Source organism: Pseudomonas sp. HP_14 (genome assembly GCF_055283875.1).
Genome location: NZ_JBTOQI010000043.1, coordinates 196,454 through 216,078 on the forward strand (window position 1 = coordinate 196,454; position 19,625 = coordinate 216,078).

The 19,625-nt window shown below is 57.0% G+C and carries 17 protein-coding genes; 10 read left to right on the plus strand and 7 right to left on the minus strand.

Annotation, left to right across the window (positions count from 1 at the left end):
- Positions 1-87: 87 nt before the first annotated feature.
- Positions 88-1,134, plus strand: coding sequence for an AI-2E family transporter (locus ACYASS_RS22700; RefSeq protein WP_463587759.1), 1,047 nt, complete (start codon positions 88-90; stop codon positions 1,132-1,134).
- Positions 1,135-1,146: 12 nt separating this feature from the next.
- Here ACYASS_RS22700 and ACYASS_RS22705 read toward each other — a convergent pair whose 3' ends face one another.
- On the minus strand, positions 1,147-2,397 hold the full coding sequence (locus ACYASS_RS22705; RefSeq protein WP_463587760.1) for an MFS transporter: 1,251 nt from the start codon (positions 2,395-2,397) through the stop codon (positions 1,147-1,149).
- 961 nt (positions 2,398-3,358) lie between these two features.
- Here ACYASS_RS22705 and ACYASS_RS22710 point away from each other — a divergent pair.
- Complete coding sequence (locus ACYASS_RS22710) at positions 3,359-4,846, plus strand: PAS domain S-box protein (protein ID WP_463587761.1); 1,488 nt, start codon at positions 3,359-3,361, stop codon at positions 4,844-4,846.
- Between the two features lie 170 nt (positions 4,847-5,016).
- Positions 5,017-5,280 carry a DUF1652 domain-containing protein gene (locus ACYASS_RS22715; RefSeq protein WP_463587762.1) on the plus strand — a complete coding sequence of 88 codons (264 nt, stop codon included), beginning with the start codon at positions 5,017-5,019 and terminating at the stop codon, positions 5,278-5,280.
- On the opposite strand, the gene ACYASS_RS22720 is transcribed toward ACYASS_RS22715, so the two are convergent.
- Positions 5,269-5,574: a DUF6482 family protein gene (locus tag ACYASS_RS22720; protein WP_243248348.1), complete on the minus strand. Its 306-nt coding sequence runs from the start codon at positions 5,572-5,574 to the stop codon at positions 5,269-5,271. The genes ACYASS_RS22715 and ACYASS_RS22720 overlap by 12 nt on opposite strands.
- Positions 5,575-5,952: 378 nt before the next feature.
- On the opposite strand from ACYASS_RS22720, the gene ACYASS_RS22725 reads away from it, so the two are divergent.
- Positions 5,953-7,572: a methyl-accepting chemotaxis protein gene (locus ACYASS_RS22725; protein ID WP_463587763.1), complete on the plus strand. Its 1,620-nt coding sequence runs from the start codon at positions 5,953-5,955 to the stop codon at positions 7,570-7,572.
- Positions 7,573-7,632: 60 nt separating this feature from the next.
- On the opposite strand, the gene ACYASS_RS22730 is transcribed toward ACYASS_RS22725, so the two are convergent.
- The 3 genes from ACYASS_RS22730 to ACYASS_RS22740 form a co-directional block, all read right to left on the minus strand.
- Positions 7,633-8,379, minus strand: a complete 747-nt coding sequence (locus ACYASS_RS22730; protein ID WP_463587764.1) for a FadR/GntR family transcriptional regulator — start codon at positions 8,377-8,379, stop codon at positions 7,633-7,635.
- 139 nt (positions 8,380-8,518) lie between these two features.
- Positions 8,519-10,102 carry an aldehyde dehydrogenase (NADP(+)) gene (locus ACYASS_RS22735; RefSeq protein WP_463587765.1) on the minus strand — a complete coding sequence of 528 codons (1,584 nt, stop codon included), beginning with the start codon at positions 10,100-10,102 and terminating at the stop codon, positions 8,519-8,521.
- Positions 10,103-10,354: 252 nt separating this feature from the next.
- Complete coding sequence (locus tag ACYASS_RS22740; protein ID WP_463587766.1) at positions 10,355-11,245, minus strand: LysR family transcriptional regulator; 891 nt, start codon at positions 11,243-11,245, stop codon at positions 10,355-10,357.
- Positions 11,246-11,345: 100 nt separating this feature from the next.
- Here ACYASS_RS22740 and ACYASS_RS22745 point away from each other — a divergent pair, with 100 nt between their 5' ends.
- The 4 genes from ACYASS_RS22745 (at position 11,346) to ACYASS_RS22760 (ending at position 14,902) form a co-directional block, all read left to right on the plus strand.
- The gene (locus tag ACYASS_RS22745) at positions 11,346-11,882 is read left to right on the plus strand and encodes a GNAT family N-acetyltransferase (RefSeq protein ID WP_463587767.1); all 537 of its coding nucleotides are present in this window, start codon (positions 11,346-11,348) and stop codon (positions 11,880-11,882) included.
- Between the two features lie 170 nt (positions 11,883-12,052).
- A complete protein-coding gene (locus ACYASS_RS22750; protein WP_463587768.1) occupies positions 12,053-13,129 on the plus strand; it encodes an ABC transporter substrate-binding protein in 1,077 nt (358 codons plus the stop codon).
- On the plus strand, positions 13,116-14,114 hold the full coding sequence (locus ACYASS_RS22755; RefSeq protein ID WP_463587769.1) for an ABC transporter permease: 999 nt from the start codon (positions 13,116-13,118) through the stop codon (positions 14,112-14,114). The genes ACYASS_RS22750 and ACYASS_RS22755 overlap by 14 nt, the downstream gene beginning before the upstream one ends.
- A complete protein-coding gene (locus ACYASS_RS22760) occupies positions 14,108-14,902 on the plus strand; it encodes an ABC transporter ATP-binding protein (RefSeq protein ID WP_463587770.1) in 795 nt (264 codons plus the stop codon). Before ACYASS_RS22755 ends, ACYASS_RS22760 begins: the two co-directional genes overlap by 7 nt.
- A 15-nt stretch (positions 14,903-14,917) precedes the next feature.
- On the opposite strand, the gene ACYASS_RS22765 is transcribed toward ACYASS_RS22760, so the two are convergent.
- Complete coding sequence (locus ACYASS_RS22765) at positions 14,918-15,154, minus strand: hypothetical protein (RefSeq protein WP_243248357.1); 237 nt, start codon at positions 15,152-15,154, stop codon at positions 14,918-14,920.
- A 257-nt stretch (positions 15,155-15,411) separates the two neighbouring features.
- Between ACYASS_RS22765 and ACYASS_RS22770 the strand changes: the two genes are divergently transcribed.
- The gene (locus tag ACYASS_RS22770) at positions 15,412-16,065 is read left to right on the plus strand and encodes a TetR/AcrR family transcriptional regulator (RefSeq protein ID WP_243248358.1); all 654 of its coding nucleotides are present in this window, start codon (positions 15,412-15,414) and stop codon (positions 16,063-16,065) included.
- Positions 16,066-16,104: 39 nt separating this feature from the next.
- Here ACYASS_RS22770 and ACYASS_RS22775 read toward each other — a convergent pair whose 3' ends face one another.
- Positions 16,105-18,864, minus strand: a complete 2,760-nt coding sequence (locus ACYASS_RS22775; RefSeq protein ID WP_243248359.1) for a beta-glucosidase — start codon at positions 18,862-18,864, stop codon at positions 16,105-16,107.
- 482 nt (positions 18,865-19,346) lie between these two features.
- Here ACYASS_RS22775 and ACYASS_RS22780 point away from each other — a divergent pair, with 482 nt between their 5' ends.
- On the plus strand, positions 19,347-19,574 hold the full coding sequence (locus tag ACYASS_RS22780; RefSeq protein WP_463587771.1) for a hypothetical protein: 228 nt from the start codon (positions 19,347-19,349) through the stop codon (positions 19,572-19,574).
- The last annotated feature ends 51 nt before the right edge of the window (positions 19,575-19,625 follow it).

Here is a 19,625-nt window from a genome sequence, read left to right on the forward strand (position 1 = left end):
CCCCGTCCACGGCGAACACTGACGTTGTCACTGTTCGCCGTTATGCTTCACTTCTGATGTCCTGACACTTCTTTTGGAAACCGCCCCATGTTCAATAACGACCGTCTGTTGGTGCAGATTCTGCTCCTGGCGCTACTGGGTGCCTGTGTCTGGGTGATGGCGCCGTTCTGGTCGGCGCTGTTCTGGGGCGCGGTGCTGGCGTTTGCCAGCTGGCCTTTGATGCGCCTGCTGACCCGCTGGCTCAAGGGGCGCGAGTCTCTTGCGGCGCTGATTCTGAGTCTGGGCTGGATGATTCTGGTGGCCGCACCGCTGGTCTGGCTGGGGTTCAACCTGGCGGACCACGTACGTGACGTCACTGTGTTGATCAAAGACATACAGGTGGATGGATTGCCTGATCCACCGGGTTGGCTGGGGAGCGTCCCGCTGGTAGGTGAGCGCCTGGTTGCATTCTGGAACAGCATTGATCAGCAGGGCGCAGCCTTGATGACCACCATCAAGCCGTATCTCGGTCAGGTCGGTAACTGGTTGTTGGCACGCAGCGCGCAGATCGGTGGCGGCATCCTCGAACTGACCCTGAGCCTTGTGTTCGTGTTCTTCTTTTACCGTGATGGCCCGAGGCTCGCGGCGTTTGTCCTGCGTTTGCTTGAGCGATTGATCGGTGACCGTGCGCAATATTACCTGGACCTGGTGGCTGGCACCGTCCAGCGTGTTGTCAACGGCGTGATCGGTACTGCTGCCGCACAGGCGGTACTGGCGTTGATCGGCTTCCTGATTGCGGGTGTGCCTGGTGCATTGGTGCTGGGCATCATGACCTTTATGTTCAGCCTGATACCCATGGGGCCGCCATTGGTGTGGATTCCCGCAACCGCCTGGCTGGCGTGGAATGGCAGCTACGGCATGGCGATTTTCCTTGCCATCTGGGGCACGTTCATCATCAGCGGGGTCGATAACGTGCTCAAGCCTTACCTGATCAGCCGCGGCGGTAACCTGCCGTTGGTTATCGTCCTGCTGGGCGTATTCGGCGGCTTGCTGGCCTTCGGTTTCATCGGGCTGTTCATCGGCCCCACGCTGTTGGCGGTGGCCTACAGCCTGGTAACCGATTGGGCACGTAGCGAGCGCCCCGCAAGGAGCTGATCCTGGGCTCTTTCACGCGACCGGGAGGGCGGCGTCTGTCGTTTCTTCGGGACGCTGAATGGCGGTCCGGGTTTCCGGCATCCTCAGCAGCAACAACAGCGCGGCTGTCGCGATTGCGGCAAGTGTCAGAAACGCCGCGCTGTAGCCCGCATTCTGGACAATCAGCCCTGCCAGGCCGTTGCTCAAAGCAGCACCGAGGCCAAATATCGTGGAAATGACCCCAAGGCTGACGCTGAAACGACCGGTTCCCTGAGTCAGGTCCTTGACCACCAGGGGGAACAACGCTCCGAACAATCCAGCACCGATGCCGTCGAGCAACTGCACGGCAACCAGCCAGAACGGGTTATCGGACAGCACATAAAGTACGCCGCGGATCGGCAGAATCAGAAAGCCGGCCAACAGCAACGGCTTACGCCCCCAGACGTCGGCCTTTGCCCCCACCAGCAGCGCCATAGGCACCATGACCCACTGTGCGGCGACGATGCAGGCCGATGTCAGCGGTGTCGCCAATTGCAGGTTCACCTCAGCGAGCTTCTGGCTGACTAACGGCAACATCGCCGCGTTGGCCAGGTGGAAGAGGGCGCAGCAGGCAGCGAACAGCAACAAGGTTTTGTTGCTTGCCAATGCTTTGAGGCCTGAAGGCTGTGCGTGGTGCTGTGCATCGCCAGTGTTCAGCTCCCGAGCGACATCGTGATCAATTGCAGCAGCGGATACGCAACTGACGGCGATGACACTGGCGATCGCCATCGCCGCCATCAAATAGAACACTGCGATCGGGCCAAACAGGTACGCGAAACCACCCGCCAGCATGGCGGCACATGCGTTACCCGCGTGATTGAAGGTTTCGTTGCGCCCGGTGCGCCGAGTAAACGCCTTGGGGCCTGTAATACCCAGAGAGATGGCCGCAATAGCCGGAACAAAGACTGACGCGGCAATCCCGCTGATCGCCTGGGTGATCGCAATCAGGCTGACCGAAGAGGTGAAGGGCAGGATCAGACAGCTGGCAGTTACCAGTAGCGCAGCGATTGCAATCACCGCCCGTTTGTAATGAGTACTGTCGATCAGCGCCCCGGCCGGACCCTGGGTCACCAGACCGGCGATTGCCGCGACCGTCATTACAATACCAATGCTGGCCGGATCCCAGTGATGCACCGCCAGCAGATAGATCGCCAGGTAAGGCCCTAGCCCGTCTCGAACATCGGCGAGAAAGAAATTGAGGGCATCCAGTGAACGGTTGTTGCGGCGTTGGGTATGGGCGTCCACGGGAAGTCTCGATCAGGCGGCTTTTGTTGAGCTTTGTGCTTTGAGCGGTCGAGGCCAAAAAGGTTTGGTGCCCTCAGGACTGTTTTTGCAATCAGTCACGTTTTCGGGAATGGTCGGATTCAGGCCGCTAGCGGGCTTGATTATCCTTCGGCGGAGTAGTCCAGACGAACCATGGCGAGCAGCGACTTTGCTTGAACAGTCATATGCCACCCTGTGCTAAAGCCGCCTGTATGGCAGGCAGCTTTAGCGTTGTAGTGCACATTACTGTCTTGAGAGTGCTCCACCTCTATTGGTGAGCGTGGATACCCTGTCTGACTCGATCCAGATGGTGCTGGTGTTTCGGTTAGCGAGCTCCTTTGAATTCCAGTTATTCGCGGTCTGTGGGCTGGTAGTGCCGGTCAGGCATGACGCTTGTACATCACAATATGAAACGGCACTGTCCACCACTGAGGGCGAAATGGCCTGTAGCTGGCAGGTTTGTGCTGCTGAGCTTTGCTGGAAGGACGCCTGGTCACACCCCGCGTAAGCCATGCCGCTTGTTACCAGCGTGAGGGGGGCAGAAAGCATCATCCATAATGCCTGGGTTTTCATTTTTCAATCCTCGGTAGTTGTCAGTTCAGGTGGTTGCGATGCAACCCCCGACCTTTAAAGCATAGGGAGGAATAACCGTTACCTTACGGGGTTACTGATCAACGGGGCGTTATGAAAAGACTGTCTTGAAATGACGCTCGCGCCGTTAATCGCGCGGGGCAATGATGGCTCCCCGGTGAGACGCTCGCGATCAACGGCTTGCTTTCAGACCTTTTCTTCTGGCGAATTAGATGCATCCGGACTGCCGTTCAAAATTGTTGAATTCGTGGCGCGGGTCGACTGTCCTACCGACATTGGGCAACGAACCGCGGCCACTGAGCATTTGAATTCAGCAGCGTGCCGGATGCTCTTAACATGGAATGGAGGAACCATGAGTCAAGCAGTCCTTGATAGAGAAACCGATCGTCGACAGTTGCAGAGCATCATTGGTGGTCTTTCTGATGGCGTTCTCTTGATCGAGCTGGATCAGAGCATTCTGTGGGCCAATGAATCCGCGCTGGAGATGCACGGCGTCAACCACGTCAAGGAGCTGGGTCGTAACGTCAGCGAATATGCTTCGCGGTTCAACCTGCGCTATCGCAACAATCACCCGCTTGCATTGGAGAATTACCCGATCAGCCGTATCGCCGAGGGCGAGTCCTTCAGTGATGTAGTGGTGGAGGTCAGACCGGTGGGTAACGAAGACAAATGCTGGGTGCACCGGGTGCGGAGCATGGTGCTGGATGGCCGCTCCGGTGAGCCTGAGTTAATGGCGCTGATTATCACCGACGCCACCGAACTGGCCAGTGCCGAGCAACGCTTCGAGCGAACGTTTGCTGCCAATCCGGCACCGGCCGTTATTTGCAGGCTCAGCGATTTACGTTACATCAAAGTCAATCCAGGCTTTCTGGAAATGACCGGCTATACCCGTGAGCAGGTTATCGGGCGTTCCGTGTATGAGCTGGACGTTCTGGAAAACGCCGAACGCAAGGATCTGGCCATTGAGCGTCTCAACGATGGCGGCACCATCCCGCAGATGCAGGCTGAGCTCAAGCTGCCCAAAGGTGGCAGCAAGCTGGTGATAGTTGCCGGACAGCCGCTGGACATCAATGAAGACGACTGCATGCTCTTTTCCTTCATGGACATGGAACCCCGTCGCAAGGTCGAGACCGCGTTGCGACAGAGCGAGGAGCGCTTCGCCAAAGCGTTTCGCCTGACCCCTGTACCAACCCTGGTGTGTAACGCCGAGTCGCAGTTCGTGGTTGAAGCCAATAATGCATTCATCAACACCACCGGGTTTACGGCTCAGGAGCTGACTGGAAGATCCGTGGAAGAGCTGGGTTTCATCGATGGCAAAAAGACGTGCGAGCAGATTTTCGAGGTATTGAAGAAAACTGGCAGCATTGAAGGCATGGAGCTCAAGGTGCGCAAGCGTGGCGACGAGTTGATTGATTGCGTGTTGTCTGCCGACACCGTGGTCATTCAGGATGTCCCGTGTTATCTGCTGGTGATCGTGGATATTTCAGAGCGTAAGCGATCCGATCTGGAGCTGATCGCGGCGATTGAAGAGGTCATGCAGGATGCGTCATGGTTCGCACGTTCATTGATCGAGAAGCTTGCCAACGTCAAGAAGGGCAAGGCACCGCAATTGCCGGGCATTTCGCTGACAGATCTGACCAGTCGTGAAAAAGACGTATTGGGCTTGATCTGTGAAGGCCTGGCAGACAAGGAAATCGCGGCGCGCCTCAAGCTGGCGCCTAATACCGTGCGTAACCACGTGGCAACCATGTACTCCAAGCTGGGCGTGCACAGTCGCGCTGAGGCAATTGTCTGGGCACGCGAGCGTGCACTATTCACTAGTGACAATCGCAAGCAATAGCACTAGCAAAAAGTGCAAATGCACTAGTGCTATCAGTGCAAATTCGTCTGGCTGATCGCGCATGGCGTTCTTTACCCTGACGGTCCATTTTCTGGACCTTGTCAGGGGCCTCCGTTGCAGAATTTAAAACGCTTGCGGATTCAAGATGGCTGGCCACAGGGTGGTCAGAAGTGAGCTGGCTATCACAGGTCCGTCACGAAATCGAGGGCAGTTTCGAGCCTTTGGCATGCGAGTGCGTGATTGGAGCCGATGCATCCTTGAGTGTGCGCATTTATGATCGTGAATCGGGGCGAGTTGATCTAATGGTCATCGGCATTGCTCTCGATCAAGTAAAGACGCAGCACGACGTACTGGCGTTGATCAACGAGTTACGTGATGAGCTGGGCAGCGTCGGTATGAACCCTCTCGATATAGAGCCTTCCTCACAGGCTTGAACGCCACGGGATCGGTTCGCGGTTGGGCTGCCGGTCTACGCTGCCCAGTCCGACCATCTCATCCTGAACCGCTGGCTGGACCAGAAACAGCGGCACTTCCGGGACGCCTTTCAGATTCTTGCGAGCCTCTTCCATTGAGGCGACATGCAGGGTGCTTCCCTTGGCGTTAATCAGTGGGTGAGACTTGCCACTCTTCAACGCGTGCATGACGTAGGAGCCACCCTCCATCGCGACCAGATGCACTTCTTCGATCTCACCCGCCTTCACATGATCGGCCAGCTTGCTCAGTTCCATGACGTCACCTTTATCTGTGTGGCGGGCGATTGCCTGCCTGTCTTGATTCGAGGCGCACGCGCTGGCTGAGTTCGAACTGAATGGATTAATGGTCGTCGAACCGATTTGGCGGTAGCGGAATAAAAACTGACTGTTTGATCAGTTTAAGGTTTTAAATGTGTTTTATCGGCCTGCATCGTTAACCTTGAACGGTGTTTTATCTGGCGGTGAATTCTTTCATTTCGCTTTCAATTAATCATTTTTTTACGCTCGTTGCGGAAGTCTTCACGGTTAATTAATCGTTTTAAAACTCATTACTCCCACGGACCCTCAAGCTTGATTTTTAATGGCCGATAGTTTCAGGTTGAATGTTAATCAAACTGAAACAGGAGTCTGTCAATGAGAAACCTCAAGGTATCGGTGCGCGCGACGCTAAGTTTTATGTTTATCGCTTTTTTGCTGGTTGCCCTCGGTGGTATTTCCGTCTGGAAAATGGGCGAAATTCGTGAGACGGCTGCGGACCTGGAAAATGACTCCCTGGCCAGCATTGTCGTAGCAGACCGTATTAATGCCGCCATGCTCCGACTGCGCCTTGAGAACCGCAGACTGATATCCCAGACGGACCCCCAGAGTATTACGGCGACCATCCAGATCATTAATACCGTAAGTGGTGAGCTCAGAAAGCAAATTAAGACCTATGCGCCTTTTGTTGCAAGTGACCGGGAAGGCCAGTTATTCAAAGCTGTTTCTGACAACGCTGAAAAGATGCTAGCAGCTTTTGATGGTGTTTCAGCGCTTGTTACCCGAGGGGCAACGGCCGAAGCACTGGCTTATATAAATAGCAATGTCACGCCTGTTACACGCCCGCTCGAAGAGGCGGTGGGCGGGCTTGTACAGATGAATATTGACGAGGCGGACAATGCGGGAAAAGAGTCCGAAGCCTCTTATGAAAGTGGTTTGATGTTTGTCATCGTTATTATTGTCGCTGCCGCACTGGCGACCGTTGTGCTAGCTATTTTGTTTACCCAAAGTATCGTCCTTCCATTGCGGGACATGTTGAAGGTCAATGAAACGATCGCCAAAGGCGATCTGCGCAGTGTCATTACCGTCACCGGTAAAGACGAATTTGCCGACCTCATGCGCTCCACTCAAGTCATGCAGAAAAACCTGCGCGACACCATCAAGCTGATCGGTGATTCATCTACCCAATTGGCCTCGGCCTCCGAAGAGATGAACGCGGTAACCGAAGAGTCCAGCAAAGGCCTGATGCGCCAGAACACTGAAATCGATCAGGCGGCGACGGCGGTGAATGAAATGACTGCGGCTGTTGATGAGGTTGCCCGTAATGCAGCTTCAGCGTCTGACGCCGCCAAGGCTTCTGATCAGGCGACACGCACTGGCGCTTCGCGCGTCACCAGCACGGTTACAGCCATCGAGAGACTCAGTCAGACCGTGCAGAACACCAGCGGTGATGTTCAGCGTCTGGCGGTACAGTCCAAGGACATCAGCAAGGTGCTTGACGTAATTCGTACCATTGCCGAGCAGACAAACCTGCTGGCCTTGAACGCGGCTATCGAAGCGGCACGGGCCGGTGAGCAGGGTCGCGGATTTGCAGTCGTTGCCGATGAGGTGAGGGCCCTTGCCCACCGTACTCAGACCTCGACTCAAGAAATTGAGCAAATGATCGGCGACATTCTCAAGGGCACCGAGCAAGCCACCAAGGCCATGAGCGAGAGTTGTGAGCAGGCGCAAGGCACGCTGAGTGTGGCGCATGAGGCAGGTACCGCGTTGACATTGATTGCCAAAGCCATCAATGAAATCAACGAAATGAACCTGATGATCGCCACTGCTTCCGAGCAGCAGGCCCAAGTGGCTCGTTCGGTTGACGGCAACCTCATGAGCATTCGGGATTTGTCGATCCAGAGCGCGACCGGCGCCCATCAGACGGCTGCGGCGAGTTCCGAGTTGTCGCGTCTGGCAGTAGACATGAACAAGCTGGTGGGACGATTCTCGCTTTAATTTTTGTGCAGGGGAGAGGTGTACCGGCGAAAAAGCCGGTACGCCTTGTCCGGTCAGATTTTATGAACCCCGTCGCTCATACGCGACGCGCAAGCGTTCACGAATATTGCTCAAATGGCGGCGCATGGCGGCTCTCGCACCGTCCGGGTCACGATTGGCGATGGTCGCGTAGATGTCGTGATGTTCCTGGCGCAGCCTGGCGCTGTAGTCTTCGATAGCAGTATTGGCCAAGGCTGCCGAGTTGAGCCGGTTGCGGGGAATTAGGGTCAGGCCCAAATGTTCGGTGATATCAGCGAAATAGCGGTTGTCGGTGGCCAGCGCAATTTGCTGATGAAAATCGAAATCGGCAGCCGCCGCTTCGGCTCGGCTTACCGTCGGGTCTTCGATGATCTTTAGCGCCTGGTGCATGCGCGCCAGTTGGTCTTCAGTCCTGCGCAGAGCGGCAAAGCCTGCGGAGTCGACTTCGATACCGATGCGTAGTTCGATGACGGCCATGACGTCGCTGAGCGTGCGGTCCGCTTGCGGGTCGATCTGATCAACGCGCTGTCTGACCACGAACGTGCCGATGCCATGCCGGGTTTCCACCAGCCCATGGGATTGCAGATGGGAAATGGCTTCTCGCACAACGGTACGACTCACGCCATGTTCCTGGGTGATGTGTTTTTCCGGCGGGAGCTTGTCACCGACCTTCAGTTGGCCGTCTTCAATCATGCTGGTCAGGATATTGGCCAGCGCCAGAGTCAGATTGCGCGGACGTCTTATGGACGAGTCGGTCTCTGCTGGTTCGGAAATCGGGGTGGGGTTCATGGTGTTCCACCTGATGAAAAAATGCGCTTTCCAGTCGCACCCATTGACGCGCTGTCAGCTCTTCACAACGTTCCCATAAAGAAACGGCGCGGCTTGAGGGCCGCGCCGTTTCTTTTACAGAGCACTGATCAGGTCAGTCTCAAGCGATGGGCTGATCGCTCCACTCGCTGTTGACCAGACGCTTGAGGCCCAGCGGGTTAGCGTTCTGCAACGCTTCTGGCAGCAGGCTGTCAGGGTAGTTCTGATAGCAGACAGGACGCAGGAAGCGATCGATGGCCAGAGTGCCCACCGAAGTACCACGTGCATCGGAAGTCGCCGGGTATGGACCACCGTGAACCATGGCTTCGCAGACTTCGACGCCGGTCGGGTAACCGTTGACGAGGATGCGGCCGACTTTCTCTTCCAGCACCGGTACCAGCCATTGGTACTTCTTCAGGTCGCTCTGCTCGCCGATCAGCGTGGCGGTCAGTTGGCCGCGCAGGCCTTGCAGCGCGCTCTTCAGTTGCGCGTCGTCAGCGACTTCGATGACCAGGGTGGTTGGGCCGAATACTTCTTCCTGCAGCAGCGGGTCGCCATTGAGCAGCAGGCTGACGTCAGCTTTGAACAGTTGAGCCTGAGCCTGTTTGCCTTCCTGCGGTTTACCCGCCAGGTGCGTAACGCCTGGGTGCGACAGCAGATGCTGAACGCCTTTGCTGTAGCTGCGCAGGCCACCTGCGTTGAGCATGGTTTGTGGAGCCTGGCCACCCATGTGTTCCTGAAGTTGCTCAAGGAACTTGGTGAAGGTTGGCGAGCTGATGCCGATCACAACGCCTGGGTTGGTGCAGAACTGGCCTGCGCCCATGACGACCGAAGCTGCAAGGTCCTTGGCCACGGTATCACCGCGAGCGGCCAGCGCTTCAGGCAACAGAACAACCGGGTTGATGCTCGACATTTCCGCGAACACCGGGATCGGCTCAGGACGTTCTGCAGCCATTTTGCACAGTGCGTCGCCACCGCTCAGGGAGCCAGTGAAGCCAACGGCCTTGATGGCCGGATGCTTGACCAGACCTTCGCCAACGCCGCTGCCGAAAATCATGTTGAACACGCCTTTCGGCATGTTGGTTTTTTCTGCCGCGCGGATGATCGCAGAACCGACCAGGTCGGCAGTTGCCATGTGGCCGCTGTGCGCTTTGAACACAACCGGGCAACCGGAAGCCAGTGCTGCTGCGGTGTCGCCGCCAGCAGTGGAGAAAGCCAGTGGGAAGTTGCTCGCGCCGAAAACAGCAACCGGGCCTACGCCGATGCGGTATTGACGCAGGTCGACGCGTGGCAGCGGCTTACGATCCGGCAGTGCCAGGTCAATGCGTGCCCCCAGGAAGTCACCGCGACGCAGGACTTTGGCGAACAGGCGCATCTGGCCGCTGGTACGTCCGCGCTCACCCTGAATACGGGCGGTCGGCAGGGCGGTTTCCTGGCAAACGATGGCAACGAAATCATCACCGAGCTGATCCAGCTCGTCAGCGATGGCATCAAGGAATTCTGCGCGGCGAGCCGGGCTCAGCTGGCGGTATTCAGCAAAAGCGCTTTTTGCTGCCAGGGCTGCTGCGTCGATTTCTGCATCTGTGGCCTGGTAGAAACTGTAAGGCAGTGCTTCACCGGTAGTGGCGTCGAGACTTTTGTGTTGCGGCTCGCCAAGTGCGCTACGTGCGCCTGCGATGAAGTTGTGGCCGAGAACATTAGGCATCTGTGTCTCCTGTTTTTATTTGCGGGTTTAATCAGGCTGGTGCCTGTCTTAGAGATCTGCCGACCGTTCGATGACGGTGTGAGCGGCCTGTAACCGGCGTCGCTCAAAAATGTTGACAGTCATCGTACAACCAAGGATCGGACTGCGCAACTGCGGTGTGTCTGGCCTTCGCACCTTTTGCCTGCGCGCCCGCGCCTTTACTGGCCGCGCGGGCCGTTCAGCGAATATGAGACTTGTTGGAGCGATACGACTTCAATTTCCGGCCAGTCCCCGCAACGCATCAACAACCTCACGTAGCGCCCGGTTGACCGGTTTGTCCTGTCGCAGTACCAGGCTCAGGGTACGAACCAAAGGCGGCGTCAGGCTATGTATTTGCAGGTTGCGCTGATGGTGGGCGGTGGCTACCGCGATGCGTGGCACGATGCTGTAGCCGAGCCCGGCAGCGACCATCTCTTTGATCGCTTCGATGCTGCCCAGCTCCATCACCGGTTTAGGTTGAACACCGGCATGCTGGAACCACTGATCGATCAGCAGGCGTGTGCTGCTGCCTGTTTCAAATACCACCAGAGGAAGGTTGCTCAAGGTCTCGGCATCGAGCGGCAGATTCAGGTCGGCCTGTGCAGGGGCAAATATCCCGACCATTTCGTCTTCCAGCAAAGCTGTGACGTGCAGGCTACGTCCGGCTGCGGGCAGGGTGACCAAGGCCAGGTCAATCCGGTTTTCTTCCACGGCCTTGAGAATCGCCTCGGTATTGCCGGTGCGAACCCGCACATCCAGTTTCGGGAACGCCGTGCGCAACGCTTTCAGGATGGGCGGCAATAGATGAATACACGCGGTGGCGCCTGTGCCGATGACCACCTGGCCCGCGACGCCTTCGGCATGACTGGCCAGATCCTGCAGAGCATCATCGATCACCGAATCGATACGACCGATATGGCGTAACAGGGTCAGCCCGGCCGTTGTCGGTTTCAGACGTTTACCCACCCGCTCGATCAGGCGCAGGTTCAGGCGTTGCTCCAGCAGGCGGATATGCAGGCTCACAGCAGGCTGTGTCAGGTTCAACGCAGTGGCGGCAGCCGAAAAGCTGCCGTGGTGGATGACCTCGGAAAAGCTGTTCAAGTGATTCAGGTTCAACGGCCGCATGGCAAAGTTTTACTTATGCTTGGGATGAGTAATCATAGCTTTATTAAGGTGCCGGGCGTCGTCATGATTGCCGCACTTGTAGTCGTTACCGAGAACCAAGATGAATCACGATCTAATCCTGCGCACCGCTCGCGAGGATGACATGCCCGCAGTACAGGCTATTTATGCGCACCACGTGCTGACCGGCATTGCCAGCTTTGAACTGCAACCGCCGACAGTGGAGGAAATGCTAAGCCGCCGCGCTGAGGTGCTCTCACGCGAACTGCCGTACCTGGTTGCCGAACTGGCGGGAGAGGTCGTTGGCTATGGTTACGCCACCCTGTATCGACCCCGACCCGGCTATCGTTTTACGGCGGAAGATTCGGTGTATATGGCAGAAGGCATGGCCGGTAAAGGCATCGGTCATGCGCTGTTGAGCGCGGTCATTGATCACTGCGTGCAGGGTGGCTGGCGCCAGATGGTGGCAGTGATTGGTAACAGCGAAAATCATGGCTCATTGCGACTGCATGAAAAGCTGGGCTTTCGTCGGGTCGGCGTTTTCGAATCGGTTGGCTTCAAGCACGGGCGTTGGGTTGACACCGTGTTGATGCAGCGAGCGTTGGCGGAGGGGAGTGATACGCTGCCCAACGATCAGTGAGGGCGTGGTGATCGATAGACTGTTTGCATATTAGTTTATAATTTAAATGCATTTTCGGAATAAATACTCCGGTGATATGGTTTTAACCAGTCACTGGAAACCTTGAGAAAAGTTATAAGAAAGGGATTTCGGCTGGCGGCCTGACTTATAACTTCTCAAGGAATACCTGCATGGCAGCTTTTGATCATCTCACCCGCCGTCGTCTGCTTGGCCTGACCGGTGTTGCTCTTGCCAGCCCGTTACTGGCTTCTGTTCCCGGTTTTACCTGGGCTGCCGACGAACATGCCGGGCACAACGTCGGCGGCGCTGACGCCGAGCCCGCGGGCACCGGGGAATTCATCAAGCTTGCCGAAACACGCAAACTCAAGCTGGCGGTCAATCTAAACGCGGTATGCCTGGCGCCGGTGGTAATTGCTCACGGCCAGGGCTTCTTCACCAAGCACAATCTGGACGTCGAACTGGTCAACTTCGGCAACTCGACAGAAGTGCTGCTTGAAGCCATCGCCACCGGTAAAGCTGACGCCGGTGTCGGCATGGCCTTACGCTGGCTGAAAGCATTGGAGCAGGGGTTCGACGTCAAACTCACCGCAGGCACTCATGGCGGCTGCCTTCGTCTGCTCAGTGCAGTCAACAGCCCGGTGCAGAAGCTCGAAGACCTCAAGGGCAAGGCCATCGGCGTGACCGACATGGCCAGCCCGGATCGTAATTTCTTCTCGATCTTGCTCAAGAAACACGGTGTTGATCCAGTGCGTGACGTCGAATGGCGACTGTACCCGGCCGACTTGCTGGGCACCGCTCTGGAGCGCGGCGAGGTACAGGCAGTCAGCGGCAGTGACCCGTTCATGTACCGGCTTATTCAGGGTGGCAAAGCCCGCGAACTGTCGAACAATCTGGTCGATGAATACGCCAATCTCAGCTGCTGCGTGGTGGGCGTTACCGGCAAGCTGGTGCGTGAAGAGAAACGCGTCGCTGCGGCCTTGACCCAGGCGATTCTTGAAGCCCATGACTACTCCGTGAAACACCCTGAAGTCGTCGCCAAAGGGTTCCAGGCCCACGCGCTGAACACGTCGGTCGAAGAAGTGAAGGCCATCCTTCATGACCACACCCACGGCCACCATGCGGTAGGCGCAGCATTGACCCAGGAAATCGTCACCTACGTGACCGATTTGCAGACGGTTGAAGTGATTCGCAAGAACACCGACCCCGTGGCCTTCTCCAGGGAGATCACCGCCGATGTCTTCAATTGAAGCCGCACCGCAAATAGCTGCCCAGGAGCAAGCACCCGCCAGATTCTGGCGGCAGGGTGCGGTGGCCGTTGTCGCCTGGATTGGCGTCGCGCTGCTGATCGCTTATTTCCCTAACGCTACCCGTAACTGGCCGATGACGCAGGGGCTGGCCAATCTGTGTCTGGCGGTCGCCGCGTTGATTGGCCTGGCGGGCATTCTCGGTCGCTGGTTTCCGGCTGTGCAGCGTCGGGCCCATCCCGCCGGTGCCTGGCTGATTGCCCTGCCACTATTGTTAGGGATATGGGAGCTGCTCACCGCCAAGCTGGCAGTGCTGCCGGTGCCTTTCTTTGCGCCGCCGCAAGCGCTGCTGGATGTCTATATCGAAGACTGGCCTCGGCTGGCTGACAGCTTGCTCAATTCAGCGCTGTTGTTGGGGACGGGTGTGGCACTGGGTGCCGTTACCGGTTTTGTCGCGGGCGTCGCCATCGGCTGGTCGACCAGCATCGGCTATTGGCTGCATCCGGTCTTGCGCATTCTGGGGCCGGTGCCGTCCACCGCCTTGCTGCCGCTGTGCTTCTTCCTGTTCCCGAGCAGTTGGAGCGCCAGCGTGTTCCTGATTGCACTGGCGACGTGGTTCCCGGTCACGGTGCTCACCTGGTCGGGCGTTGCCAGTGTCGACAAGGCGTACTACGACGTTGCCCGGACATTGGGTGCGAAGCCGGGCTTTCTGATTTTCAACGTGGCGATCCCGGCTGCATTGCCTCACGTTTTCGTCGGCTTGTTCATGGGGCTGGGCGCATCGTTCTCGACCTTGGTAGTCGCGGAAATGATGGGGGTGAAGTCAGGCATTGGCTGGTACCTGCAATGGGCACAAGGCTGGGCCGCCTACGCCAATATGTATGCGGCATTGTTGATCATGGCGCTGGCCTGTTCCGGGTTGATTTCCGGGCTGTTCCTGATACGTGATCGCTTGCTCGCCTGGCAACAAGGAGCCATGAAATGGTAGCCACTGCATCTGCTTCAACGGTTTCAACGTCCGCCGGGCTGGCGCTGCGTATTGAGCATCTCAACCACGGTTTTGCGCTGGACGGGCAGCATCTGCCTGTTCTGGAAAACGTCTCGCTAGACGTTGCTCCGGGTGAGTTCGTCGCGCTGCTGGGGCCGTCGGGATGCGGTAAATCCACCTTGTTGCGATTGGTTGCCGGACTGGAGCCTGCTGACAGCGGGGCGCTGTTGGCGGACGGGCTGTCGATCAGCGGCCCCGATCCGAGTCGTGTTGTCGTCTTTCAGGATCCCACGCTGTATCCGTGGCGACGCGTGTGGGACAACGTTGCGCTAGGGCTGCAAGCTCAGGGCCTGCTCAAGACCCACTCCGGCAAAGTGGATGCTGCATTGGCCACGGTGGGCCTCAGCAGTTTCGCCCGCGCGTATCCGCGACAACTGTCGGGTGGTATGGCCCAGCGTGTGGCGCTGGCCCGCGCGCTGGTTAATGAACCGCGGCTGCTGATCCTCGACGAACCCCTGGGCAAGCTTGATTCGCTGACCCGCATCACCATGCAAAAGGAATTGATCGACCTGTGGCAGCGCCAGGGCTACACAGCGTTGCTGGTGACGCACGACGTGGAGGAAGCGCTGCTGCTGGCCAATCGCGTCATTGTCTTCAGCGACCGACCGGCCAGCATCAAGGCGCAACTGACCATCGATCGACCTTATCCACGGCATCGTGATGATCCGTATCTGGTCGACCTGCGCAAGCAGATTCTAGGGCTGCTCGGGTTGGGGGAGAGCTGGTAGTGGTATGGATCGGCCTTAAAAACGGGCCTGAGCTGAATACTCCGGCCCGTCATTGAAGCAGGCCAGGTCTACCAGTAGGGTTTCCCACTCCACGCCATCGACGAACTGGTCCAGATGCGCCTGACCCGCGTCGGCATCCGAAGCGGTGATAGTTTTCATCGGTTCCGGCTGAACGTTGATGCTTTCCGGCGTGGCAGTTTTGATCGCAAGGCGAGCGAGCAGCGATTCCTTGAGCAGCAGTAGATAGGACATGGGCTAATTCCTTGCTGATAGCGTGAGTATCGGTCTGCGCTGCACTGTTATTGGACGAAACACCGGTACAAGACTTCTAATTGGTGCGCCTTGTGCGGCGATTGGTCCGGCAGTGCGGCAAATGGCGGCCTGACACCAGTACCCTTGAAAATAGCGTGCCAACCTGGAACGTTCGTTCAGTTTATGGCTGGGCTTCAATGATTGCGACGGTTTGTCTTTGCCGGTAGGGTAGCCGGCTGTCTGGCAAGGAGCTTGAAATGACTCAGTTAACCCCGCCCGGAGTGGCGGCTGAAGCGCTTGATCGTCCGAAACAGCGTCGCGCTCCCAAAGGCGAAAAACGCCGTGAAGAGCTGCTTGATGCGGCCTTGCAGGTTTTTTCTCTTGAGGGTTACAGCGGCGCCTCTGTTGCACAGGTCGCCTCGATTGTGGGTATTTCGGTCGCCGGGCTGTTGCATCACTTCCCCAGCAAGATATCGCTGCTGATGGGCGTGCTGGATCGTCGTGACAGGGCCAATAGCCGGATCGCCGAGGAAGTGCGTTCAGACAAGAGTCTGACCGGCTTGCTGGGGAGTCTGCGCGCAATCAACCGTTCAAACGCCACGGCGCCCGGCGTGGTGCGGGCGTTCACCATTCTCAATGCGGAAAGCCTGGTCGAAGGTCATCCGGCCTGGAACTGGTTTCAGGATCGCTACGAGTTAATCCATGGCAGGCTGATCGGACAGTTTACTGATCTGGTCAATGCGGGAGAGGTGCGGGCCGATGTCGACCTGCCGGGGTTGGTCCAGGAGATCCTGGCGATGATGGACGGCTTGCAGATCCAGTGGCTGCGCTTTCCGGAAAAAGTGGATCTGGTGGAGCGTTTCGATAGCTACATCGCACGGGTCGATGCGGCGATAAGGGTTCGTCCCTGAACCCGTCTTAAAATTTCTATCCCTGAGTCAGCCGATCAATTACTCGGCTGTTTCATCACTGTCGCTGTTTTGGTCCAGCAAGCCGCCAGTTTTGACAGCCGACTCACGCAACGTCGAGTTCAGCGCCGAACGCGGCAGCGGGTTGCTGGTCGTGGTCGACAGTTCCTGACGGAACGAGTTGGTCAGCTTGGCGTTGAGGCGAATGTCCTGAGACGACGCGCCCACCGACAGGTTGAAGCTGTCCGCATCGACGATCCACTGCTTGCTCTTCTCGTCGAAGTAGGCAAGTGAACGGTCGTTCAGCTCGATGGTTACGCGCTTGCTTTCACCCGGATTGAGGAACACTTTCTTGTAGCCCTTGAGCTCTTTGATTGCGCGATCCACTTTAGGGTTCTGCTGACCCACATACAGCTGAGCCACTTCCGAACCGCCCACCTTGCCGGTGTTGGTCAGGTCAAACGACACTTTGATCGGCGTGTTGCCCACTGCGACACCCGGGGTGACGCTGATGTTACTGTAGCCGAACGTGGTGTACGACAGGCCGTAACCGAACGGGTAGAGCGGCTTGATGCCTTTCTTCTCGTAACCGCGATAGCCCAGGAACAGGTCGTCCTTGTAGTCCATCGTTTCAAGCGAGTTGTCGTTGGCAAATTTCGGGAAGCTCTCGAAGACCGGGTTGTCTTCGATGTTGCGTTCGATACTGATTGGCAGCTTGCCCGACGGGTTGACCTTGCCGAACAGAATCTCGGCCAGGGCCTGACCGCCGTTCTGGCCTGGGTAGAACGCATGCAGCGCTACGGGAACCTGATTGATCCAGTCGCTCATTTTCAGGCCAGTGCCGCCGAACATGGTCACGACAGTGTTCGGGTTGACCTTGGAGATGCTCTGGATCAGTTGGCTCTGGTATTCCGGCAGTTCAAAGCTATGGTCGAAACCTTCGCCTTCGTACTCAGCGCTGTTACCAACAGCGACGACTACGGCGTCATACGCGGACAGATCCTGCGGAGCGTTAAGCGATGCCCAGCTCATCTGCACGCCTACCAGGCCGCCCATGGTGGACAGGTATCCGGCACGACGCGAGTATTCAAGCTTCACGTCGTAGGATTTACCGGCTTCCATTTCGACTTTGGCGAATTCCGGAATGGTTGGCGGAATGCTGTTACCCGGGATCGGATTGCCTTCGCCGTTATCAATGATCTTCTTGCCGTTGACCCACAGACGGATTGCACCGTCAGCACGGACCTTGAACACTTGCTCGCCACTTTGGGTCGGAGTGACCTTGCCGCTGTAGCGAATCGACGTGGAGGAGGTGTCCCCGTTCAGTTCGCCAGAAGTCGAGCCTTTGTTGGTGTACGGGTCGGAGCTGCCGGTATTGCTTTCGAAAGGCAGGTCGGAGTCGTTCGCCCAATCCAGATCAATACGCTTTTCTGTACGGGTCACAGCTGGATCGCCGGACCAGTTGGCGTTGGCGAAGTATTCGGCTTTCAGGCCCTGAACGTCGTTGCCAGCAGTGTTGGTGCTGGACCAGACCGAAGTAGTCGGGTCCAGAGAAAGGCCGTCGATGAACTCGACTTTGGCACCTGGTGCCAACTGCTGCAAACCGCTCAGCTCGCTGATGTAGTGAGCCGCTTCAACATTGGCGCTACCGAAACCGGTCGGTGGTGCGTATTTGGCGAGGTTGCCGACGACAGCGATCTTCTTGACCTTCTGCTTGTCCAGCGGCAGCAGGTTATCCTGGTTCTTCAGCAGCACGATGCCTTCACGCGCAGCGTTCAGAGCCACCTTGTTGCTGGTGGAGCTGTTCATGTTGTGCGTGGTCAACGGCGCTTTGCTGTCGAACTTGTACAGGTAGATCTGCTTGAGGATGCGACGGACTTTATCGTCGATGGTCGCCGGGTTCAGCTCACCGCTGTCCAGGAACGGCTTCAGCACGCTGCTGTTCATCTGGTAGCCCATCATGTCCAGGTCGGCACCGGCCTGAGCAGCTGGAAGACCATGAACGATGGCGTTGTAATCGCTCTGAACAAAGCCTTTGAAGCCCCATTCGCCTTTCAGAATGTCGCTTAGCAGATGCTTGTTTTCGCAGGCGTATTCGCCGTTGATCTTCTGGAACGAGCACATCATCATCGCGACTTTGCTGTTCTTCGCCGCCGACTCGTAGGCTGGCAGCGACATTTCACGCAGTACGCGCTCGCTCATGATCTGGTTCAGCTTGAAGCGGCTGCTTTCCTGGTCGTTGGCGGCATAGTGCTTGGCGTTAGCCCACACGCCACGCGACTGGATGCCGTTGATAACGGCCGGAGCCAGGCTTGCGCCCAGGAACGGATCTTCGCCGGAGAGGTATTCGAATGCGCGTCCACCATAAGGCATGCGATACAGCGTGATGCCAGGGCCGGTAACAAACTGATAGCCGCCGGTAGCCGTGTCATAACCCAATGCGCGACCCAGATCGATTGCACGCCGCGGGTTCCAGGTGGCGGCCAGGTTAGGGCCGGACGGGTAGACCACGCCCTGAGCGTTGCCTTCGCTGGTGTAGCGGACGCCGATGCCGCCATCCGTACCGTGAATCTGTGGCACGCCATATTGAGTCAGGGGCTTCACGTCCCAGCCACCGATACCGCCGATGTAGGCCAGTTTTTCTTCCATGGTCATTTTGGCCAGGGTTTTTTCTGCGGCTTTTTCGGCGCGGCTGACTTTGCCTTCATCCAGCGCAGGGCTGGTGGCTGCGTGGACCTGCGAGACGGCCAGTGCCAGCAACGCAAGGGCTGACTTTGCACCGATCATTTTCCGTTTGTTCATGTATTTCTCCGACTACTGATTTTCAAGTTCTGTGCTTTTTAGAAGCTGATAACGTCTGATTGCTCACGAATTTTATTCGGGCAATAGTTCACCTTCTTCGCGACTTTCCGAGTGTTGATCTCAGTGCAATAGTTAGTGTTTTTCAGGTGTAGTTATATTGTAAGAATTATGTGTTGCATGTCTTTACTTGATATCTAAGTGCCATCGCAAGGTGGCACTTTGATTCGCGTTGGCGGCGTAATTAAGGCAATTCCGGGCTTCAAATGTCAAATAAAAGCTGGTTTTTAGCGAAATTTGTTTTTTTTCCTTACAAAAATGAACTCATGCTAAACCTACTGGTCGATTGGTTTAAGAATTTTCGGTGTGTGGAGTGTCTCCTGCCGATGGTGGGGTGCCGAAGTTCAGCTTAGTTGCGTTGTTAGTGCTCCTGGAGAGGGATCGCTTTTGCGTGGCTTATTATTTTTATTATGTGGAGAATGGTTATGAAGTTGCCTCTGATCGGTGCAGGTGTTGTATTGGGTTTCGTACTGTGTGGCGCAGCTGTTGCAGCTGAAGCGACCGATGCCGATGCGAAGTCCGGTGCTACCGACTCCACCGTGCTGACCCAGACTCAAGACGCCAAGGCTCTGAAAAAGCAGCAGGCACAGACCACCAAAGGTGGCCGTCCGCTGGACAACGCAAAAAACAATTCGCAAAAAACCTCGAATTGATGGTCTAACCGTTTTTCTCCCGGCCTCCTGATATCATCGGCGGCCGGAAGC

Coding starts and splice junctions, on each gene's coding strand:
- ACYASS_RS22710 (WP_463587761.1), top strand. CDS start 3,359: ATGAGTCAAGCAGTCCTTGATAGAGAAACCGATCGTCGACAGTTGCAG.
- ACYASS_RS22765 (WP_243248357.1), bottom strand. CDS start 15,154: ATGTCCTATCTACTGCTGCTCAAGGAATCGCTGCTCGCTCGCCTTGCG.
- ACYASS_RS22780 (WP_463587771.1), top strand. CDS start 19,347: ATGAAGTTGCCTCTGATCGGTGCAGGTGTTGTATTGGGTTTCGTACTG.
- ACYASS_RS22730 (WP_463587764.1), bottom strand. CDS start 8,379: ATGAACCCCACCCCGATTTCCGAACCAGCAGAGACCGACTCGTCCATA.
- ACYASS_RS22775 (WP_243248359.1), bottom strand. CDS start 18,864: ATGAACAAACGGAAAATGATCGGTGCAAAGTCAGCCCTTGCGTTGCTG.
- ACYASS_RS22770 (WP_243248358.1), top strand. CDS start 15,412: ATGACTCAGTTAACCCCGCCCGGAGTGGCGGCTGAAGCGCTTGATCGT.
- ACYASS_RS22755 (WP_463587769.1), top strand. CDS start 13,116: ATGTCTTCAATTGAAGCCGCACCGCAAATAGCTGCCCAGGAGCAAGCA.
- ACYASS_RS22760 (WP_463587770.1), top strand. CDS start 14,108: ATGGTAGCCACTGCATCTGCTTCAACGGTTTCAACGTCCGCCGGGCTG.
- ACYASS_RS22735 (WP_463587765.1), bottom strand. CDS start 10,102: ATGCCTAATGTTCTCGGCCACAACTTCATCGCAGGCGCACGTAGCGCA.
- ACYASS_RS22740 (WP_463587766.1), bottom strand. CDS start 11,245: ATGCGGCCGTTGAACCTGAATCACTTGAACAGCTTTTCCGAGGTCATC.
- ACYASS_RS22725 (WP_463587763.1), top strand. CDS start 5,953: ATGAGAAACCTCAAGGTATCGGTGCGCGCGACGCTAAGTTTTATGTTT.
- ACYASS_RS22745 (WP_463587767.1), top strand. CDS start 11,346: ATGAATCACGATCTAATCCTGCGCACCGCTCGCGAGGATGACATGCCC.
- ACYASS_RS22720 (WP_243248348.1), bottom strand. CDS start 5,574: ATGGAACTGAGCAAGCTGGCCGATCATGTGAAGGCGGGTGAGATCGAA.
- ACYASS_RS22750 (WP_463587768.1), top strand. CDS start 12,053: ATGGCAGCTTTTGATCATCTCACCCGCCGTCGTCTGCTTGGCCTGACC.
- ACYASS_RS22700 (WP_463587759.1), top strand. CDS start 88: ATGTTCAATAACGACCGTCTGTTGGTGCAGATTCTGCTCCTGGCGCTA.